General features: G+C 48.1%; 18 protein-coding genes. 10 read left to right on the top strand and 8 right to left on the bottom strand.

Features of this window, described 5'->3' with window-relative positions; all coding sequences use genetic code 11:
• Positions 1–269 precede the first annotated feature (269 nt).
• The 8 genes from K2G43_RS07235 (at position 270) to K2G43_RS07270 (ending at position 7671) form a co-directional block, all read left to right on the top strand.
• The gene (locus K2G43_RS07235) at positions 270–1259 is read left to right on the top strand and encodes an Rpn family recombination-promoting nuclease/putative transposase (protein WP_300153806.1); all 990 of its coding nucleotides are present in this window, start codon (positions 270–272) and stop codon (positions 1257–1259) included.
• A gap of 41 nt (positions 1260–1300) precedes the next feature.
• Positions 1301–2125: a type II pantothenate kinase gene (gene coaW, locus K2G43_RS07240; protein WP_300153807.1), complete on the top strand. Its 825-nt coding sequence runs from the start codon at positions 1301–1303 to the stop codon at positions 2123–2125.
• Between the two features lie 171 nt (positions 2126–2296).
• A complete protein-coding gene (gene rpsA, locus K2G43_RS07245; protein ID WP_297644088.1) occupies positions 2297–4087 on the top strand; it encodes a 30S ribosomal protein S1 in 1791 nt (596 codons plus the stop codon).
• A gap of 254 nt (positions 4088–4341) precedes the next feature.
• Positions 4342–5256, top strand: coding sequence for a ribonuclease Z (locus K2G43_RS07250; RefSeq protein WP_297644087.1), 915 nt, complete (start codon positions 4342–4344; stop codon positions 5254–5256).
• 55 nt (positions 5257–5311) lie between these two features.
• A complete protein-coding gene (locus tag K2G43_RS07255; RefSeq protein ID WP_297644086.1) occupies positions 5312–5866 on the top strand; it encodes a sigma-70 family RNA polymerase sigma factor in 555 nt (184 codons plus the stop codon).
• A gap of 48 nt (positions 5867–5914) precedes the next feature.
• Positions 5915–6280, top strand: coding sequence for a hypothetical protein (locus K2G43_RS07260; protein WP_300153810.1), 366 nt, complete (start codon positions 5915–5917; stop codon positions 6278–6280).
• A gap of 38 nt (positions 6281–6318) precedes the next feature.
• Entirely contained in the window at positions 6319–6804 is a 486-nt protein-coding gene (locus K2G43_RS07265; protein WP_297644084.1) for a hypothetical protein, read from the top strand.
• Between the two features lie 6 nt (positions 6805–6810).
• Positions 6811–7671: an ion transporter gene (locus K2G43_RS07270; RefSeq protein ID WP_297644083.1), complete on the top strand. Its 861-nt coding sequence runs from the start codon at positions 6811–6813 to the stop codon at positions 7669–7671.
• A gap of 71 nt (positions 7672–7742) precedes the next feature.
• Here K2G43_RS07270 and mazG read toward each other — a convergent pair whose 3' ends face one another.
• A complete protein-coding gene (gene mazG, locus K2G43_RS07275; protein WP_297644082.1) occupies positions 7743–8534 on the bottom strand; it encodes a nucleoside triphosphate pyrophosphohydrolase in 792 nt (263 codons plus the stop codon).
• Between the two features lie 452 nt (positions 8535–8986).
• On the bottom strand, positions 8987–10045 hold the full coding sequence (locus K2G43_RS07280; RefSeq protein ID WP_300153813.1) for a DUF3810 domain-containing protein: 1059 nt from the start codon (positions 10043–10045) through the stop codon (positions 8987–8989).
• 103 nt (positions 10046–10148) lie between these two features.
• On the opposite strand from K2G43_RS07280, the gene K2G43_RS07285 reads away from it, so the two are divergent.
• Positions 10149–12833: a valine--tRNA ligase gene (locus tag K2G43_RS07285; protein WP_300153815.1), complete on the top strand. Its 2685-nt coding sequence runs from the start codon at positions 10149–10151 to the stop codon at positions 12831–12833.
• 189 nt (positions 12834–13022) lie between these two features.
• Positions 13023–13253, top strand: a complete 231-nt coding sequence (locus K2G43_RS07290) for a hypothetical protein (RefSeq protein WP_300153817.1) — start codon at positions 13023–13025, stop codon at positions 13251–13253.
• 191 nt (positions 13254–13444) lie between these two features.
• On the opposite strand, the gene K2G43_RS07295 is transcribed toward K2G43_RS07290, so the two are convergent.
• From K2G43_RS07295 to K2G43_RS07320, 6 genes are all read right to left on the bottom strand, one after another.
• Positions 13445–13894, bottom strand: coding sequence for a hypothetical protein (locus tag K2G43_RS07295; protein WP_300153819.1), 450 nt, complete (start codon positions 13892–13894; stop codon positions 13445–13447).
• A 92-nt stretch (positions 13895–13986) separates the two neighbouring features.
• Positions 13987–15090 (bottom strand): DUF6340 family protein, encoded by a 1104-nt coding sequence (locus tag K2G43_RS07300; RefSeq protein ID WP_300153821.1) that lies wholly within the window; start codon positions 15088–15090, stop codon positions 13987–13989.
• Between the two features lie 200 nt (positions 15091–15290).
• Complete coding sequence (locus K2G43_RS07305) at positions 15291–15737, bottom strand: YhcH/YjgK/YiaL family protein (RefSeq protein ID WP_297644527.1); 447 nt, start codon at positions 15735–15737, stop codon at positions 15291–15293.
• Positions 15738–15751: 14 nt separating this feature from the next.
• Complete coding sequence (locus tag K2G43_RS07310; protein WP_297644528.1) at positions 15752–16987, bottom strand: MFS transporter; 1236 nt, start codon at positions 16985–16987, stop codon at positions 15752–15754.
• 30 nt (positions 16988–17017) lie between these two features.
• The gene (locus K2G43_RS07315) at positions 17018–18199 is read right to left on the bottom strand and encodes an AGE family epimerase/isomerase (protein ID WP_300153824.1); all 1182 of its coding nucleotides are present in this window, start codon (positions 18197–18199) and stop codon (positions 17018–17020) included.
• A gap of 5 nt (positions 18200–18204) precedes the next feature.
• Positions 18205–19122 (bottom strand): dihydrodipicolinate synthase family protein, encoded by a 918-nt coding sequence (locus K2G43_RS07320; protein WP_300153826.1) that lies wholly within the window; start codon positions 19120–19122, stop codon positions 18205–18207.
• Positions 19123–19153: the final 31 nt, after the last annotated feature.

Below are 19153 nucleotides of genomic sequence, written 5' to 3' on the forward strand. Positions count from 1 at the left end.
CAAAGGCGATGAAGATTTATTCTCCATCGCCTTTGTTGGTTTATAGGTGAACAAAAAATGCTTGGCGGAACAGCCGTATAAAACATTTGTTCTTGACAGGTGTATAAATGGAAATAATTCCTATCTTTGCAACAATCTAACTATCAACGGATGTTCTCTATCTTGAATATTACCTTGATCCGGATGGGTGGAGCAAGTTACGGGAATGCTTGTTGAAGGAGTAGATTAGCTGTAAACGTTTTAAAGGAAATATATAGAATATAGAAGTTATGTGCTCGCAAGGATTAATAGACAGGTATATCAATTTTTATACGGATTTTGCATTCAAGAAGTTGTTTGGTACGGAGATGAACAAGGATCTTCTGATCAGTTTTCTTAATGCCTTGTTGCATGGACGTGAAAAGATATCGGATATAACCTATCTGAATGCCGAGCATTTGGGAACTCAAGAGTATGACCGTCGTGCCGTATTTGATGTGTATTGCAAAAATGAGAGCGGTGAAATGTTCGTAGTAGAGATGCAAAAGGGTGAGCAGCAGTTTTTCAAAGACCGCAGTATTTATTATTCCACTTTCGCGATTCGTGAACAGGCTCCACGCGGAATCTGGAACTATGAACTGAAAGGTGTATATACTATCGGCATCTTGAATTTCTGTCTTCCCGGCATGGAACATACAGATGATTTTTATCATGAGATAAAATTGATGGATATCGATACGAAGTCCGTGTTTTATGACAAGCTTACTTTTATCTATTTGGAGATGCCCAAGTTTACCAAAACGGAATCGGAACTTGTGACACTATTTGATAAGTGGCTTTTTGCCATCCGTAATTTAGCTTCCTTGATGGAGCGTCCCCAAGTGTTGCAGGATAAGGTCTTCGAGCATTTGTTTGAAGTTGCGGAGATAGCCAAATTCAATCGCAAGGAAAGATATGAGTATGAAGAGAGTCTGAAAAACTATCGGGATTGGTTTAGCGTAATGGAAACGGCAGAAATAAGAGGACTTGAAAAGGGAATGAAAAAAGGGGTTGAGCAAGGTATCAGGCAAGGCATTGAACAAGGCATCAAGCAAGGCATTGAGCAGGGTGTTAAGCAAGGCATTGAACAAGGTGTCAAGCAAGGCATTGAACAAGGCATTGAGCAAGGACGTTCGGAAGAAAAGATAGGCAATGCTAATAAATTAAAAAAATTAGGAGTGCCTGTTGATGTTATTTCACAAGCTACAGGACTCCCTAAGGAAGTGGTTGAAAGACTTTAATCGCGTGTGGCATAGAATCAATTCATTAATAACTTGAAACGATGGGTATAGTAATAGGAATTGATGTGGGCGGAAGTACCACAAAGATTGTTGGAATCAATGGAACGCAGATACAATCTCCGATGTTTATTACAGCTACTGACCCGGTGACTTCTTTGTTCGGGGCGTTTGGTAAATATATTTATGACAATGGCATACAGTTGTCGGATGTGGAACAGGTGATGCTGACAGGAGTAGGAAGCGCATTTGTGAATAGTCCTTTGTATGGGTTGCCTACCCGTAAGACAGATGAGTTCATTGCCAACGGATTGGGGGCAAGGCATGCGACTGATATAGACCAGCTGATTGTGGTCAGCATGGGAACCGGTACCTCTTTTGTGAGAATTGACGGGGAGAAAATACAGCATATCGGCGGTTTGGGAATCGGTGGAGGCACTTTGCAAGGATTGTCAAGGTTGCTGTTGAAAACCCATGACTTTCATCAAGTGTCCGGACTGGCAGAGAAAGGGGATGTAACCCGCGTCAATTTGCAAATAGGCGACATTTGTAATACCGCCTTGCCGGATTTGCCGGTAAATGCCACTGCTTCTCTTTTTGGTAAGGCGGATAGTAATGCCTCGCAGGAAGATATTGCCTGTGGCATTATCTATACCGTGCTCCAGACGATTGGGGGAGCGGCTGTGCTGTCAGCTTTGAACAGCCCCATCAAGGATTTTGTCCTGATAGGGAATCTGACCCAACTTCCGCAGTGTCGGGAAGTGTTCCCCAAGATGGAGGATATCTATCACGTGCATTTTCATATACCGCCTTACGCGGAGTATAGGACGGCGATAGGAGCGGCATTGGCGTATATAAAGGGAGAATAAGGATGGCGCGCTATTTCTTGTCAGCCGTTTTTTTCTGTTAATAGCTTATTCTACTGATGTTTTGACGGCTTTTGTTTTGCAGTTCAAGAAAATACTCCTATCTTTGCACCCGATTATAATGAGTCAACATAAAGTCTCACTTAATTAACGAGTTAAACAATTTATTTATTAATGGAAAATTTAAAGAATGTAGCTCCTATTGAAGATTTCAACTGGGATGCTTATGAGAACGGCGAAGCCGTAACAAATGTAAGTCACGAAGACTTGGAAAAGGCGTATGACAATACGCTGAACAAAGTTAACGACCGCGAGGTAGTTGACGGAACCGTAATCGCAATGAACAAGCGTGAAGTAGTTGTGAACATCGGTTACAAATCAGACGGTATCATTCCGATGAGTGAATTCCGTTACAATCCTGATTTGAAGATAGGTGATACTGTAGAGGTATATATCGAAAACCAGGAAGATAAGAAAGGACAGTTGGTTCTGTCTCACCGCAAAGCACGTGCTACTCGTTCTTGGGATCGCGTAAACGCTGCTTTGGAAAGCGAAGAAATCATCAAGGGTTATATCAAGTGCCGCACAAAGGGTGGTATGATTGTAGATGTATTCGGTATCGAAGCATTCTTGCCGGGCTCTCAAATCGATGTGAAGCCTATCCGCGACTATGATATCTTCGTTGGCAAAACAATGGAATTCAAGGTTGTTAAGATTAACCAAGAGTTCAAGAACGTGGTTGTTTCCCACAAGGCTCTTATCGAAGCTGAACTGGAACAACAGAAGAAGGAAATTATCGGTAAACTCGAGAAAGGACAAGTTCTGGAAGGTACCGTTAAGAATATCACATCCTACGGTGTATTTATCGACTTGGGTGGCGTAGATGGTTTGATTCACATCACTGATCTTTCTTGGGGCCGTGTCAGCGATCCGAAGGAAGTGGTTGAACTTGACCAGAAACTCAATGTCGTTATCCTTGATTTCGATGACGAGAAGAAGCGCATCGCTCTCGGCTTGAAGCAACTCACTCCGCATCCTTGGGATGCTTTGGACGCTAACCTGAAGGTAGGCGATCACGTGACAGGTAAAGTGGTGGTTATGGCTGATTACGGCGCATTCATCGAAATAGCTCCGGGCGTTGAAGGCTTGATTCACGTATCTGAAATGTCATGGTCGCAACACTTGCGTTCTGCACAAGACTTCATGAAGGTGGGTGATGAAATTGAAGCTGTAGTCCTGACATTGGATCGTGAAGAACGTAAGATGTCTTTGGGTATCAAACAGTTGAAGTCTGATCCGTGGGAGACTATCGAAGAGAAGTATCCTATCGGCAGCAAGCACACTGCAAAGGTTCGCAACTTCACTAACTTCGGTGTATTCGTTGAAATAGAAGAAGGTGTTGACGGCTTGATTCACATCTCCGACCTTTCTTGGACGAAGAAGGTTAAACATCCTTCTGAATTCACTCAGATTGGTGCTGACATCGACGTACAGGTTCTGGAAATCGACAAGGAAAACCGTCGCTTGAGCCTTGGTCACAAGCAGCTTGAAGAGAATCCTTGGGATGTATTCGAAACTGTATTTACAGTAGGTTCCGTACACGAAGGCACTATCATTGAAATGCTGGATAAGGGTGCGGTTGTTGCTCTGCCTTACGGCGTAGAAGGTTTCGCTACTCCGAAACACCTCGTTAAGGAAGACGGCTCACAAGCTGCATTGGATGAGAAACTTGAATTCAAGGTGATTGAGTTCAATAAGGACGCTAAGCGCATCATCCTTTCTCACAGCCGCATTTTCGAAGATGCTGCCAAGGCTGAGGAGAGAGCAGAAAAGAAGGCTGCAAAGAAGTCTGCTCCGAAGAGAGAAGAGGCTCCTGCCATCCAAAACCAAGCTGCATCCACTACTTTGGGTGATATCGACGCTTTGGCTGCTTTGAAAGAGCAGATGGAAGCTGGAAAGAAATAAATCTTTCGTCTATATAAATAGGTTAAAGGGCGCTTGTGTATGCAGGCGCCCTTGCTGTTTTTAGGAGATTAGGATTGGGTTGATAATATGTATTTGTTCGAAATAGGCGGCCTTTTACTTTTCGTTTTTTGATAGCGGTCTTTGCCATTATAAACGTCCTGTTTGTTTTTAGTGCTGTTTCTTGCCGGTATCGGCAAGAAAACGGTTGTATTTGCTTTGTCTTTTCCGCAGATTCTTTGTAAGTTTGCCGCATCATGGAGAAATTCGACTTACATATCCTTGGTTGTGGTTCCGCATTGCCCACCACACGCCATTTCCCTACCTCGCAGATTGTCAATGTGCGCGACAAGTTGTTTATGATTGATTGCGGTGAGGGGGCACAGTTGCAGTTCCGCAAGTCACGCTTGAAATTTTCACGGTTGAATCATATCTTTATCTCCCACTTGCATGGTGACCATTGCTTTGGTTTACCGGGATTGATTTCCACGTTGAACCTTTTGGGGCGTACTGCCGAACTGCATATCCATTCTCCGAAAGGGTTGGAGGCGTTGCTGATGCCTATGCTGGATTTTTTTAACAGGCAGATGACGTATAAGGTGATTTTTCACGAGTTTGATACCAAAGAGCCGTTACGGATTTATGAAGATCGGTCGTTGACGGTCACTACCATACCCTTGCGCCATCGCATGCCGTGTTGCGGTTTTTTGTTCGCCGAGAAGCCGTCGCCCAATCACATTGTTCGTGAGATGGTTGATTTCTATCAAGTTCCGGTGTATGAGCTGAACCGCATCAAGAATGGAGCCGACTATGTGACACCGGAAGGAAAGAGAGTCCCTAACGAGGTGCTGACCCATCCTTCCGACCCGCCCCGCAGTTATGCCTACTGTTCGGATACCCTCTGCACACCTTGCATCATTGAACAGATTAAGGGGGTGGATTTGCTTTTTCATGAAGCTACGTTTGCCGATGAAGACGCTCCACGTGCCAAGGAAACCTTTCATACGACTGCTGCTCAGGCAGCTGAAATAGCCAAACAGGCCGGGGTGAAGAAATTGCTGATAGGGCATTTCTCGGCTCGATATGAAGACGAAAGCGTGTTGCTGCAAGAGGCATCCGCTGTTTTTCCGGACACACGACTGGCCAAAGAAACGCTTTGTGTATCGGTATAGATTAAACTTTTCGTAGCTTCAGCAGTCTAAAAATAACAAATGAGAATAGAAACTTATGACACCTTCTTATAATGAACGCGAAGTACTGGCTCTCTTGCAAGACGAAAGTACACAGAGGCGAGGCTTTGAGATGATTGTCGCCCAATATAGCGAACAGTTGTATTGGCAGATTCGTCGCATGGTTCTCTCTCATGAAGATGCCAACGATTTGCTTCAGAATACTTTCATTAAAGCGTGGACAAGTATCGATTACTTCCGGGCGGAGGCGAAGCTCTCCACGTGGCTCTACCGTATTGCCCTGAACGAGTGTCTCACTTTTCTGAACAAACAGCGTGCCACTTCTATGGTATCTTTGGATGACCCTGAAGCCGATGCGGTTCAGAAGTTGGAGGGAGATCCCTACTTTTCCGGCGACAGAGCGGAGATGGCGCTTCAAAAGGCATTGCTTACCTTGCCTGAAAAACAGCGTATGGTGTTCAACCTGAAGTATTACCAAGAGATGAAATATGAGGAGATGTCCGACATCTTCGGCACCTCCGTAGGTGCCTTGAAGGCTTCCTATCATCACGCTGTGAAAAAAATAGAGAAGTTTTTGGAGGAAGTGTATTAAACCTTTGGAATCAACCAATGTCTAATTAAACAGAAAGGAGAAATCTTTATGAAAGAAGAAGATAGCATATTGAGGAAAATAGGAACGAAGAACGCTTTCCGTGTTCCCGACGGCTATTTCGAGCATCTGACTTCGGAAGTGATGAACCGGCTGCCCGAGAAGGAGACTGCCATTGTCAAGTCTCAGGAGCCTACAACGTGGGAAAGAATGAGACCTTGGCTCTACATGGCGGCCATGTTTATCGGTGCGGCACTGATTATCCGTGTGGCCTCTTCAGACCGCCTTCCGTCTGCCGACCGTACGGCTGCCGACGATGCGGAGACCGAAATGGAATACATCCATACAGCGATGGACAACTCAATGTTGGATGACTATTCGTTGTATGTTTTTCTGGCCGACTCCGAAGTGGAATGAGTAAAATGAAGATATGAACGATTTAATTGCTTGAGTATATGAAAAAGCTGATTGTCTTATTGTTTATGATAGGTGGCGTCATGCCGTTGCTGTGGGGAAATGACGGGTGCGACCAGCACTTGTCGCCCGAACAATTCCGTGCCAAACAAAAAGCCTTCCTGACAGAAAAGGCAAAACTGACAAATGAGGAAGCCGCCAAGTTCTTTCCTCTTTATTTTGAGTTGCAAGACCGGAAGAAGGAGTTGAACGATGAAGCCTGGAAACTGCTTCGTAAGGGAAAGGATGAGAACATGTCCGACGAACGGTATGGAGAAATCCTGGAGGGTGTTTATGATGCCCGCATCGCTTCCGACCGTCTGGATAAGACCTATTTTGAGAAATTTAAGAAGATACTTTCCTGCAAGAAGATTTATCTGGTGCAGAAAGCCGAAATGCGCTTTCATCGCGAATTATTGAAAAGCATGCAGCATAACAACAGCAGCAGCAAGGATAAGGCACCGAAACGCCAACCGGGTAAGAAATAGAAAGTGATGAATGTGAAAGAAAGAATCCGGCATTTCTTGCATAACGAGAGGCTGAAACGGAAATTGTATGTCATCATCTTCGAATCGGATACTCCGAAAGGCAAGTTGTTTGATGTGATTCTCATCGGCTGCATCTTGTTCAGCATACTGCTTGTCGTTATCGAAAGTTTGCAGGGACTTCCGGCCTATTTGGCAATGCCGTTTGTCATATTGGAATATCTCTTTACCGCCTTCTTCACGTTTGAGTATCTGACCCGGATTTATTGTTCGGCTCATCCACAAAAATATATCTTTAGCTTTTTCGGCATCATCGATTTGCTGGCTACGTTGCCTTTCTACATCGGTCTTCTTTTCCCCGGTGCGCGCTACCTGCTCATTATCCGTACATTCCGTTTGATACGGATGTTTCGTGTGTTCAAGCTGTTCAGTTTCTTGAATGAAGGCGAGCGGTTGCTTGTCGCCTTGCGCGAAAGCAGCAGGAAGATTGCGGTCTTTTTCCTGTTTGTCGTTATCCTGGTGACATCTATCGGGACATTGATGTATATGATTGAGGGGACGCAGCCCGGTTCCGCATTCGATAATATCCCGAACAGCATCTATTGGGCCATTGTTACCATGACTACCGTGGGCTATGGCGACATTACCCCCGTTACCGCAGTGGGACGCTTCTTGTCGGCATGTGTGATGCTTCTTGGTTACACGGTAATTGCGGTGCCTACAGGCATCGTGTCGGCCTCGATGATGAAAGAGGGCAAAAACGGCAAGAAAAGGCAATGCCCTCATTGTCATCGTTTCGGTCACGCGGATAACGCGACGTTCTGCCAATATTGTGGAAGTCGGCTGGAACCGTCTGAAACTTCAGAATAAAATCTTTTAAACACAAAGACACGAAGACACAGAGCATCAATCATGAACTCTGTGCCTCCGTGTCTCTGTGTTCATCCCTTGTTCTCCTCTATCTTGGCTTCTTTCCATAGCTTGTCCATCTCTTCCAGCGTCATGTCGTGCAGGTTCTTTCCCTCCTTGATGCTGTGCGCTTCCACATAGTTGAAGCGGCGGATGAATTTCTGGTTGGTCTGTTCCAGTGCATTGTCGGGATTGATTTTATAGAGGCGGGCGGCGTTGATGAGGCTGAACAGCACATCGCCGAATTCGGCTTCCGCTTTCTCCTTGTCCATGCGTGCGACTTCTGTCTGGAACTCTTGAATCTCTTCCTTCACTTTGTCCCACACCTGTTCGCGCTCTTCCCAGTCGAAGCCCACGTTGCGTGCCTTGTCCTGAATGCGGTAGGCCTTGATGAGCGAGGGCAGGGCGGCGGGCACACCGCTCAATACGGTCTTGTTGCCGTCTTTCTCTTTCAGTTTCAGTTGTTCCCAGTTTTCCGACACCTGTCCGGCGGTCTCTGCCTTTACGTCGCCGAACACGTGGGGGTGGCGGAATATCAGTTTCTCGCAGAGGCGGTCGCATACGTCCTTCATGTCGAAGTCGCCAGTCTCGCTGCCTATCTTGGCATAGAAGGCTACGTGCAGCAACACGTCGCCTAGCTCCTTGCAGATGTCGTTTTTGTCGTCGCGCATCAGGGCGTCACACAGTTCGTAGGTCTCTTCGATGGTATTGGGGCGCAGGCTCTCGTTGGTCTGTTTGCGGTCCCAGGGGCATTTCTCGCGGAGTTCGTCAAGGATGTCGAGGAAGCGTCCGAAGGCTTCCATCTGTTCTTGTCTGGTATGCATAAGTGGTACAATTTGTTAGTAAGCAATGATTTTGGGTGCAAAGGTATGGCTTTTATGTGGGAATAGTGTTCAATTCGGCTGTTTTTTGCTGGCGAGATTTTAGGATATTCAGTAAACGTGTAATCACACTGTGAAGTGGATTAGGAAAGTTTACAATAGCGTGTGAAGTTTATCAGAAAATAGAAAGAATAAGTGTGAAGTAAAATCAGGTATAGTCAAAGCAAAATCAGGCATAGTCAGTTTGATGTTGCTTTATTGGTATTAAAGTGTCACTTTATCGGCATTAAAGTAGTACTTTATCGGTGTTAAAGTGGTGCTTTATCATTGTTAAAGTGTTACTTTAAAAGTGATAAGGAAAAAATAAAGTGGGATTTTATTGATTGATAATACGTTACGGCTTATGGATATCAGGAGCATTCCCTGAAGTGAACATTTCCCCATTCCCTGATAATTTATCCTGCCGTCCTTTTCGCCTCCTCATACGAAATCAGCAGCCCTATCACCTCCGAGTAGTTCTTGCGGCCATTCTGAATCCTGTTCCCTTTCAAGTAGAGGTCGTAGATGAAGTTCTGTATCTCGCCGACGAGCGGGCTGTACTTCTCCATCCAATAGGCGCGGTTCTGCAGATAGAGCGTCTTTATTTCCGGGCGGATGCGGTCGGTGAGGGCGGTGTATGCCTCTTCGTCCATCAGCAGGCGGGCGTTCATCAGCACGTGAGACAGGATGGAGAGATACCCGCTGAAGCGGATGGCTTGAACCGGCGAGCGTGTGCAGACCTGATAGGCGTAGAAGTTAGCCTCCGCCTCGCTGGTGATGCCCAACAAGTGCGCCAGTTCGTGCGCGTAGGTGGCGGGATATTGTGACGGGAGCAAATCGCCGTTCAGCGTAAATTCGCAGAAGAAGGGCCCCATGCTTCCCGTGATACCCACCATCGAGGTCAGCGGGGTGAAGAGCATGGTCTTTGCCCGTGGGGAGAGGCGGGGAGGGCGGTGTACCCCTAACGTGTCGCTGATTTGGCGGTATCCCTGCACGCTTTCGCGGCACACCGTGGGCTTGTCGATGGTGGTGATGTCGGTGTAAGAGGCGTTCAGCCGGTTGATGTAACTGTCCGCAAACCGTTGGAAGACCTCGGGCGTATAGGCGGTGTATGGGATGCCTGTCCGGGTGTGGAAGTCCTTCTGCGAATAGTTCAGCCCCCACGCAAGGTAGAACCAGGCATAGAGCCAGAGCAGGTATTCCGCTTCGTTCAGCAAGATGGGTTTCCACTTCTTTTTTCCCCGATGATGTCGGGCGTAGAAGGGGTAGAGGAGCAGTCCGGCGATGCTGAGGAAGATGAACAGGTCGCCCACGGCAAAAGGCAGAAGCCTTGAAAAGGAGGAGAGGAGGCGTGAAACTGTCGGATAGACGAACTGTGCGTAGATGTCTCCCCATCCCGGAAGGAGCTGTGTTGCCCATACGGTGGACAGACATACGATGAGCAATACATGCCGGATTTTCAGTTTTCCTCTCATTTTCTATACGGTTTTGTCGCGGCAAAAATATAGATTTAAATTTTAATTCATTAATTTTGCGCCCATTATTCGCAATAAATTAATTTATAGAGATTTTAGAAACATGGAATTAGCAAGTAAGTACAACCCCGCTGACGTGGAGGGAAAGTGGTACCAGTATTGGTTGGACCACAAATTATTCAGTTCGAAACCCGATGGTCGTGAGCCTTATACCGTCGTCATTCCGCCCCCCAACGTCACCGGCGTGCTCCACATGGGACACATGCTTAATAATACCATACAAGATATCCTGGTACGTCGTGCCCGTATGGAGGGCAAGAATGCCTGCTGGGTGCCGGGTACCGACCATGCCTCCATCGCCACTGAGGCGAAGGTGGTGAACAGGCTCGCCGCACAGGGCATCAAGAAGACCGACCTCACTCGCGAGGAGTTCCTGAAGCACGCTTGGGAGTGGACCGACGAGCACGGAGGCATCATCCTGAAGCAGCTCCGCAAACTGGGCGCCTCCTGCGACTGGGACCGCACCGCCTTCACGATGGACGAGAAGCGCAGCGAAAGCGTCCTCAAGGTATTTGTCGATTTGTATAACAAGGGCTTGATTTATCGTGGCGTGCGTATGGTGAACTGGGATCCCAAAGCGTTGACCGCCCTGAGCGACGAGGAAGTCATCTATAAGGAAGAGCACAGCAAGCTCTACCACCTGAAATATTATGTAGCCGACGACGACATGTCCGGCGAGACCGGTGCCGAAGGCGAAGTGGTGCACCGCGATGCCGACGGCAAGCGTTATGCCGTAGTCGCCACCACCCGTCCTGAAACCATCATGGGCGATACGGCAATGTGCATCAACCCGAACGACGTGAAGAACACGTGGTTGAAGGGCAAGAAAGTCATCGTTCCGCTGGTAGGCCGCGTCATCCCCGTCATTGAGGACGACTACGTGGATATCGAGTTCGGTACCGGCTGCTTGAAGGTAACCCCTGCCCACGATGTGAACGACTACATGCTGGGCGAGAAGTACAACCTGCCCTCCATCGACATCTTCAACGACAACGGCACCCTGAGCGAAGCCGCCGGCCTCTATGTAGGCATGGATCGCTTCGACGTGCGCGAGCAGATAGAGAAAGACCTTGCCGCTGCCGGCCTGCTGGAGAAGGTGGAAGCCTATACCAATAAGGTGGGTTGCAGCGAACGCACCAACGTGCCCATCGAGCCGAAGCTCTCCATGCAGTGGTTCCTGAAGATGCAGCACTTTGCCGACATGGCCTTGCCGCCGGTAATGAATGATGAACTGAAGTTCTATCCTGCGAAATACAAGAACACCTACAAGAACTGGCTGGAGAACATCAAGGACTGGTGCATCAGCCGCCAGTTGTGGTGGGGACACCGCATCCCGGCATACTTCCTGCCCGAAGGCGGATACGTGGTTGCCGTCACTCCCGAAGAGGCGTTGCAGCTTGCCAAAGAAAAGACGGGCAACGATGCGCTGACTATGGATGACCTCCGCCAGGACAGTGACTGTCTGGACACCTGGTTCTCCTCTTGGCTGTGGCCCATCTCCCTGTTCGATGGCATCAACAACCCGGGCAACGAGGAAATCAAGTACTACTATCCCACCAGCGACCTGGTGACCGGACCGGACATCATCTTCTTCTGGGTGGCACGTATGATTATGGCAGGCTATGAGTATCAGGGCGAGATGCCGTTCAAAAACGTTTATTTCACCGGTATCGTGCGCGACAAGCTGGGCCGCAAGATGTCTAAGTCGCTCGGCAACTCGCCCGACCCCTTGGACCTTATCGAGAAGTACGGTGCCGACGGTGTGCGCATGGGCATGATGCTTTCGGCTCCTGCCGGAAACGACATCCTCTTCGATGATGCGCTGTGTGAGCAAGGACGTAATTTCAACAACAAGATATGGAACGCTTTCCGTCTGGTCAAGGGTTGGGAAGTCAGTGCAGAGGTACCCGTACCGGAAGCCTCAGAACTTGCCATGCGCTGGTTTGAGGCGAAGCAGAATGCAGTGGCAGCCGAAGTTGCCGACCTCTTCGGCAAGTACCGCCTGAGCGAGGCGCTGATGGCCGTTTACAAACTCTTCTGGGACGAGTTCTCTTCCTGGTATCTGGAGATGATTAAGCCGGCATACGGCCAGCCCATCAGCAAGCAGGTCTATGATACGACCATCGGTTTCTTCGACAACCTGCTTCACCTGCTCCATCCCTTCATGCCGTTCATCACCGAAGAGTTGTGGCAGCACATCGTGGACCGCAAGGAGGGCGAGAGTCTGATGGTAAGTCCGATGGTCATCTCTTCGCAAGTGGATGAGACGGTGGCTCAGGCATTCGAGGTGGTGAAAGAGGTTATCAGCAACATCCGCTCCATCCGTTTGCAGAAGAACATCGCGCAGAAGGAAGCACTCGAACTGCAAGTAATCGGTGAGAATCCGGTAGCAGCGTTCAATGCGGTCATCACGAAGATGTGCAACCTCTCTGCCATCAGCGTAGTAGAGGCAAAGGCCGACGGTGCCGCTTCCTTCATGGTAGGCACCACGGAATACGCCGTTCCTCTGGGCAACATGATTGATGTGGAGGCAGAAATAGCCCGTATGGAGGCCGAACTGAAGCACAAGGAAGGCTTCCTGCAAGGCGTGTTGAAGAAACTCAGCAACGAGAAGTTCGTGAACAACGCCCCTGCCGCCGTCATCGAGATGGAACGTAAGAAGCAGGCTGATGCAGAGAGCATCATCAAGTCTTTGAAGGAAAGCATTGCGGCGCTGAAGAAGGCGTAAGGATAAAGCGGAGGTGTCAAAACATGCCTCCTGCTTCCTTTTAGGCACGGATTTCACGGAACACACGGATGGATGAAAGAATAATCGGTGTGATTTGGTGAAATCCGTGCCTAATTTATATCATATAAGCCTTTTTCCGCTTTTTATTTTTTACCTTTGTATCATATACTAATCAATAATCCTTGAACGATGAAAACAACACGGCGCATCTTCCTTTTCCTGCTTCCCCTGTTCCTGATAGCCGTTTCGCTCGCTTCGGTGTTACAACAACGCTTTTGCCTGAAGAAACGTATGATGCAGACAGAAGAGGAGCTTTTTAAGGAGGGTGAAACGATGGAAGGAGTGCTGGCAGCGGTAATCCGGATAGTGGTGATAACGAGCAAGGCGAGAATCCGCTGGGATAATTCCGTTCGATTGTAGGAGGGCTTTCCCTTGAAAAAAAAGGAGATGTGTCAAAACAAAAAGAAACCAACATAATGATAGATTTTAGGCACGGATTACACGGATTTTACGGATTAATCAAGAAGAAAACCGTGTAAATCCGTGCAATCCGTGCCTAAAAGAAAGTGGAATGCATGTTTTGACACATCTACTTTTTGTCATTTTATGTATTACTTGTCCAATAATTCTTTCAAGAAGGCATCCAACTCCTCGTCCAGGCCTTTCAGCAGCTCTTTATTGAGCAGCAGTGTGTCATCGTCTATCAGCAGCAGTTCGGCAATGGTTTCTTTCTTTTCATCTACCAGCACAAAGGAGTAGGGTTTCAGAATGTTCAGCTTGTCGAAACAGCCGGCCTGCTTCATGTTGGAGAGCAGGGTGGTGAGGATGCGCTCTGTGTTTGCATAGAAGTCGTTCCTTTCGTATTCCGCCCATTCCTTGATGGTGATGATGTCGGCGAGTGCCTTGTCTTCATCGTCAAATAAGGAAAACTCACCCGAATTGGGGGTTGGTTGCAGGTGAATGTCTGTAACGAAGGTCTGTACGCTGTTGCAGGCGTATTTGCTGACTGCTTTCTTTATGCTGTCCTCCAGGAGTGACAATGACGATTGACTGAGCTTCATAATGATTTTCTTTTCTTAATGGTTGTTCAAAGGTAGAGAAAATATTGAATAATGAATCAAGAAATGGTGAAAAAATGATGTTTCTTCGTTCCTTATTCGTCGAAACGGCTCATTTGCATGTTCAGGCGTGCCATTCCTTCCTCCCGTTTCTGCAATTCTTCAACGTATTGGCTGATGAATATATAGTAAGAGAGATTCCCTCCTTGAACGCTTTTTGTGTTCTCCTTGTCGTTGAGGTCGATTTTGCTTATTTCACGGGCTATGTTTTGAACCTTTACCGCCCATTCCAGTGCAGTGTTGATGCTGTCTTGCATCTCATAGCCTAAGGCAGTGTTGTAGGCGGCATACATCTTTGTCTTTCCTTTTTTGGTCTGATAGGTCTGTTGCCACAGCTTGATGGCTTCTGTCCAGTTCTCTTCTTTGGCATAGACGGCACCATCGCGCATGTTTACCGAACCGCCGCTGAACAGATAGCGGTTGCTGCTCTTCCAATAGGGCAGCAAGTGCTTTACGGGTACCGTTCCTGCAAAACCGGAAGCCTGTTTCAGCATCTCCTCCTCGCCGATGAGGCGGGTGCGTACCAATGCTTCCTTGTTTTCTATCTCTTCCCAAAAGATGCTGTCGTTGGTGTTGATTGTCGTCATAGGACCTTTGCGGTTGGGCAGATAGATTTTCACGGTGGGATATACTTTTACATCTACCGTGCCGTGGAAAACTCCCCATGCGGGCATATAGCTTATTTTGCGGATGGAGCGCATCTGCACATTTTCCAGCGCTATCAGGAAGTCCACATTCAGGTCTTGGACAAGCTCGCTTGCCTCTTCCTGTGTCAGCGTACTTTCGCGTGGTGTGATGTCCCGGCTACGCAGGGCAGAGTCACATATCACGACCTCTTCAAAGTAGTTTTCGGCTGCCAATGCTTCTGCCAGTGCTTCGGTGGTGATGGCGGCATTTCCGTTGTAGTAGTTGGTGAGCCGTGTCATCTCATGCGCGCTTTTGTTTTTTTCCTCTTCGCCGGCAATCAGTTTGTTGTCGGGCACGTTGGGCATGTTGTTGACAACCGCCACCCGCTTCAGTGTGGTGGGAAAACTGACTTCTGCCGGAAGCATGTAATCGATGGATAGTTGTTCTATGCTTTGGCAACCGCTTAAAAGTAGCAATGCTGTTCCTAACAGGTAATGGAAGTATTTGGTCATATTCGGATGTTTTGTTCTGAAACACAAAAGTACGCTTTTCGGTGAATAAACAAAAGTTTCGGGAAAAATAAATCCTGTCGGAAGCGCTGTAAATGCGTGTTTCCGACAGGATTTTCAAAAGGCTGGTGTATTATCCCAAGGGATGGACTGGCGATGTTTGCGAGGATAGTTCTCTTTACATCAAATATATACCTGAATAATCACAGCTTTACTTTTGCAATCAGCTTGCGTATCTTTCCTTCTCCGATGACCGGTGCATGAGGGTCTTCGGGATAGACGATCATAAATTGTCCGGGAAGCAAATCGACAAACGTAGTGGGCGCATCCGAGTAAAGGGCGCAATCTCCTTCCTCTTCGTATGGCTTTGTCTCATTCGTTAAATCTTCGATGGCTTTCCATCCAATTCTTTCAGTGCCTTCGAGCAAGATATGCACGTCGATATATGCACGGTGCAGTTCCAGCACTTGCTTTTCGGCTGTCACACATTCGGGGTTCACATTGTTGATGAACAACTCATCCCCTTTTATCTCGATACGTCCCAGTTCGGCATGCAGCAAGTCATGAGACTTGACATAATCAAAAAGGGGCTTGAACAACGGGTGGAGTCCCTCCACCCGTTGGCTGTTCTGTAAATTAGATACAATCATACTTGTTGGTTCTATTATTCCAGGTTATCCGTTTTCGGACGCAAGAAATAGAGTTGAAGTGCCAATGCCACCAGCACAACGCCGCTCAGCATGGCGAATCCCATGCCCAGATTACCGCCATCTGTCCAGCGACCCAGCAAGTGGGTTACGGCGGCACCGGCAAAGACTCCGGTCATATTCATGATTCCGTATGCCGTACCGCGGTGTTTGGCCGAAACGAACTGGCAGAGGATAGGCATGTTGTTGGCGTCAAAAATACCGTAGCCAACGCCGAACAGTAGTCCGGCACCCACCACGCAGACAAAACTATGTCCCATACCAAGCAGCAGCAAGGACGGAATGGTCAGACCCAAACCGATGGCACCTGTATATACGCGTCCGCGGATATTCTTCTGCACCCATCGGTCGGACATTACCCCACCGACCAGCACTCCTATGAAAGAAGAAACTGCAATGGTGATGGTGGATATAGGTCCGGCTTCCGCCATCGGAATGTTCAAACTTTCGGCAAACAGGGTAGGCAACCAGTTCTTTGTAGCCCATCCCGGAAGACTGGGAGCGGCAAAATAGAACAAGATTACCCAGAATGCCCAGTTGGATAGCACGATGGATAAACCGCTGAACAGGGAAGGCTTCTTTTCACCCACAGAGGGTTTCAGTTGGGCAGCCTTGGCATGCTCCGGATTCTCGTGCAGGAATAACAGCAGCACAATGGAATAGGCGATACCGATAATGCCAAACCAGTGGAAAGCCGTATGCCATGAGAACGCCGCCGCTACCGTAGCGCCGAAACCACCGATGGCCTGTCCCACATAGAGACCTGTCATGTGGATGCCGATAGCCAAAGAGCGAGATTTGTCTTGGTGCCAATCGGCTATCAACGACAGGGCAGAAGGGATATAAAGCGCCTCACTGATGCCCATGAATGCGCGAAGCCAATACAGCTCTTGGAAGGTGTCGGCATATCCCATCATATAGGTAACGGTTGACCATACAAACAAGCTTCCTACCACCAGCCACTTGCGGCTCACGCGGTCTGCCACCATTCCTGCTACCGGACTCATAAATCCGTAAATCCATAAGAATACCGCCATCAGCGCACCAAAGGCTTCCGCCTTACCCAATTCCACGATATCCACTTTCATGGCCTCTTGCATGGTGGAAAGCATCTGTCTGTCCATATAGTTAAGCAGAGCCACCACCCACAAGAGGGCAACTACTATCCAAGGATAGATTTTTGTATTTTTCATGTTACAATCTATATTATATTGATTAAGGTTTTATTTTCCCGAAATTAATTCATTGCACAACATATAACTCTTCACCATCATACGGGGAATGTGGAAAGGGCCTTTGAATATGTTGCCTTTGGCAGGTTGTGCCACGGTTCCGTCGCGATGAAGGTAGCCATACCATTCGCCATATTCCTTATCGGGGAAGTGGGCATACGTCCAGTCACTGATTTGTTTGTGCATGGCGAGGTATTTCTCGTCGCCTGTAGCCTGGTAGGCATACAGGGTGGCGATGATGGCTTCGGTCTGCGGCCACCAGAACTTCATGTCTTGCGAATAGTCCTGACAAGGCAGGTTGCGGCAGTCACGGAAATTGATGATTCCGCCGAACTCCTTGTCCCATCCCCATTCCCATGACCAGTCGAGGATGGTGAGTGCCATTTCCGTCAGTTCCTTGTCCCATTGGCGGTATTTGGCCTCTTCAAGGATGAACCATGCGGTTTCAATGCAATGTCCCGGGTTGATGACGCGGCCGTTGCAAGTATCGATAAACTCTCCGTTAGGACCTACCATTTCAAGCAGTGCCTTGAATTCGGGGTGGATGAAGTACTTCTTCAGCGCCGCCAGTGAGTTGTCTATCTGCCGGTTTAAGGCAGGATCCTCGATGGCGGCACGGATGCGCGATGCGGTGTTGATGAGAATCATCGTGATGGAGTGGCCCTGCGCTTCCAGTGTGGCCAGATACTTCGGTTCCAGGATGCCCGGAGTAGCAATGAAATGCTGTATCTGCTTAAAGAGAGCCAGTGCTTTTTCCGCATAATCATGGTCGCCCGATGCCAAGGCGTATTCCGACATGGCAATGGCGGCGAAGCATTCGGAAAAGACATAACGGCGCTTGCGAAGCGGAGTACCGTCTTCCTTCACTTCAAAATACATGCGTCCATCCTTGTCGAAACAATGTTTTTCGATAAAGTCGATGCAGTTTTTGGAAGCGGCCAGCCATTCGGGATTCTTCTCCACATTGTTATAGGCAAAGGCTGCAATGAAGCCGAACCGTCCTTGGAACCAGACAGATTTCGTGGTGTCTATCAGCGAACCGTCCCTATCGACGCATGTATATACTCCACCATGTTTTCTGTCCAAGCCGTGCTTCAGCCAGAAAGGCATGATGTTTTCTGTCAATTCTTGCCGGTAGGAATCAGCCCACGTCTGCAAATATCTTGAGTCCATAATCATCAGAATTTGTTGCAACGTTCAAAGAAGTGTATGGCTTCCAGTTCGGCCTTCATGCGTGCTTCTTCTTCATCGGTCATGTTCTGGAACGGAGTGCGGTTCTTGCCCAAATCCAGTCCTATCAGTTTCATGATGCGCTTGCCGCCCACGATGTTGCCACGGAAATGGCAAATCACGTTGATCACTTCCTGAGAGAAGTTCTGCAACTCGCGTGCCTTTTCCAGGTCGCCGGCCTTCCAAGCGTCGATGATACCTACCAGGTTGGCTCCGTTGTAATTGGTTGTACCGCCGATTCCACCTTGTGCGCCACCCATGGCCAGGCAGGGGAGGATTGTCTCATCCTGTCCGTGTAGCATGTCATACTTGCCGTTCTTATACAAGCGGCATTGGTTGTATTCGTACATGCTTTCAAACGTATATTTGATACCCGCAAAATTGGGAATGCGGCCATCCACTGCTTCCAAGAACGAAACCATCGGCAAGAAAGCGCCGTTGAATGCGGGGATGTGGTAATAATAGAACGGAAGTTCGGGAGCGCCACAGGCAATCTCTTCACAATACTTCACCAATTCTTCCACACGGCCCACTTTCGGGAAAGGAGGTGCCATGGCGCCGATACCCCATGCGCCGATTTTCTGTGCATGTTCGGCCAACTTGCGGCTGGACTTCACACAGCAACTTCCTACATGAACAATCACTTTGAAGCCTTCGGGAGCAACCTCTACCCAGCGTTCGGCCAGTTTCATGCGCTCTTCATCCGTCAGCATGTAACCTTCCCCGGAAGAACCATTTATAAACACGCCTTTCAGGCCATTTTTTACCAACATTTGAGCATAAGCCTCGATAGGCTCGTAATTTACCTCTCCATTTTCATAAAACGGAGTAAACGGTGCATCAATCAATCCAATAATCTTTTCCATACTCAATATCTTATTTAAGATTAAATATTAG

The organism is Bacteroides sp. (assembly GCF_029057325.1).
Classification (GTDB): Bacteria; Bacteroidota; Bacteroidia; order Bacteroidales; family Bacteroidaceae; genus Bacteroides.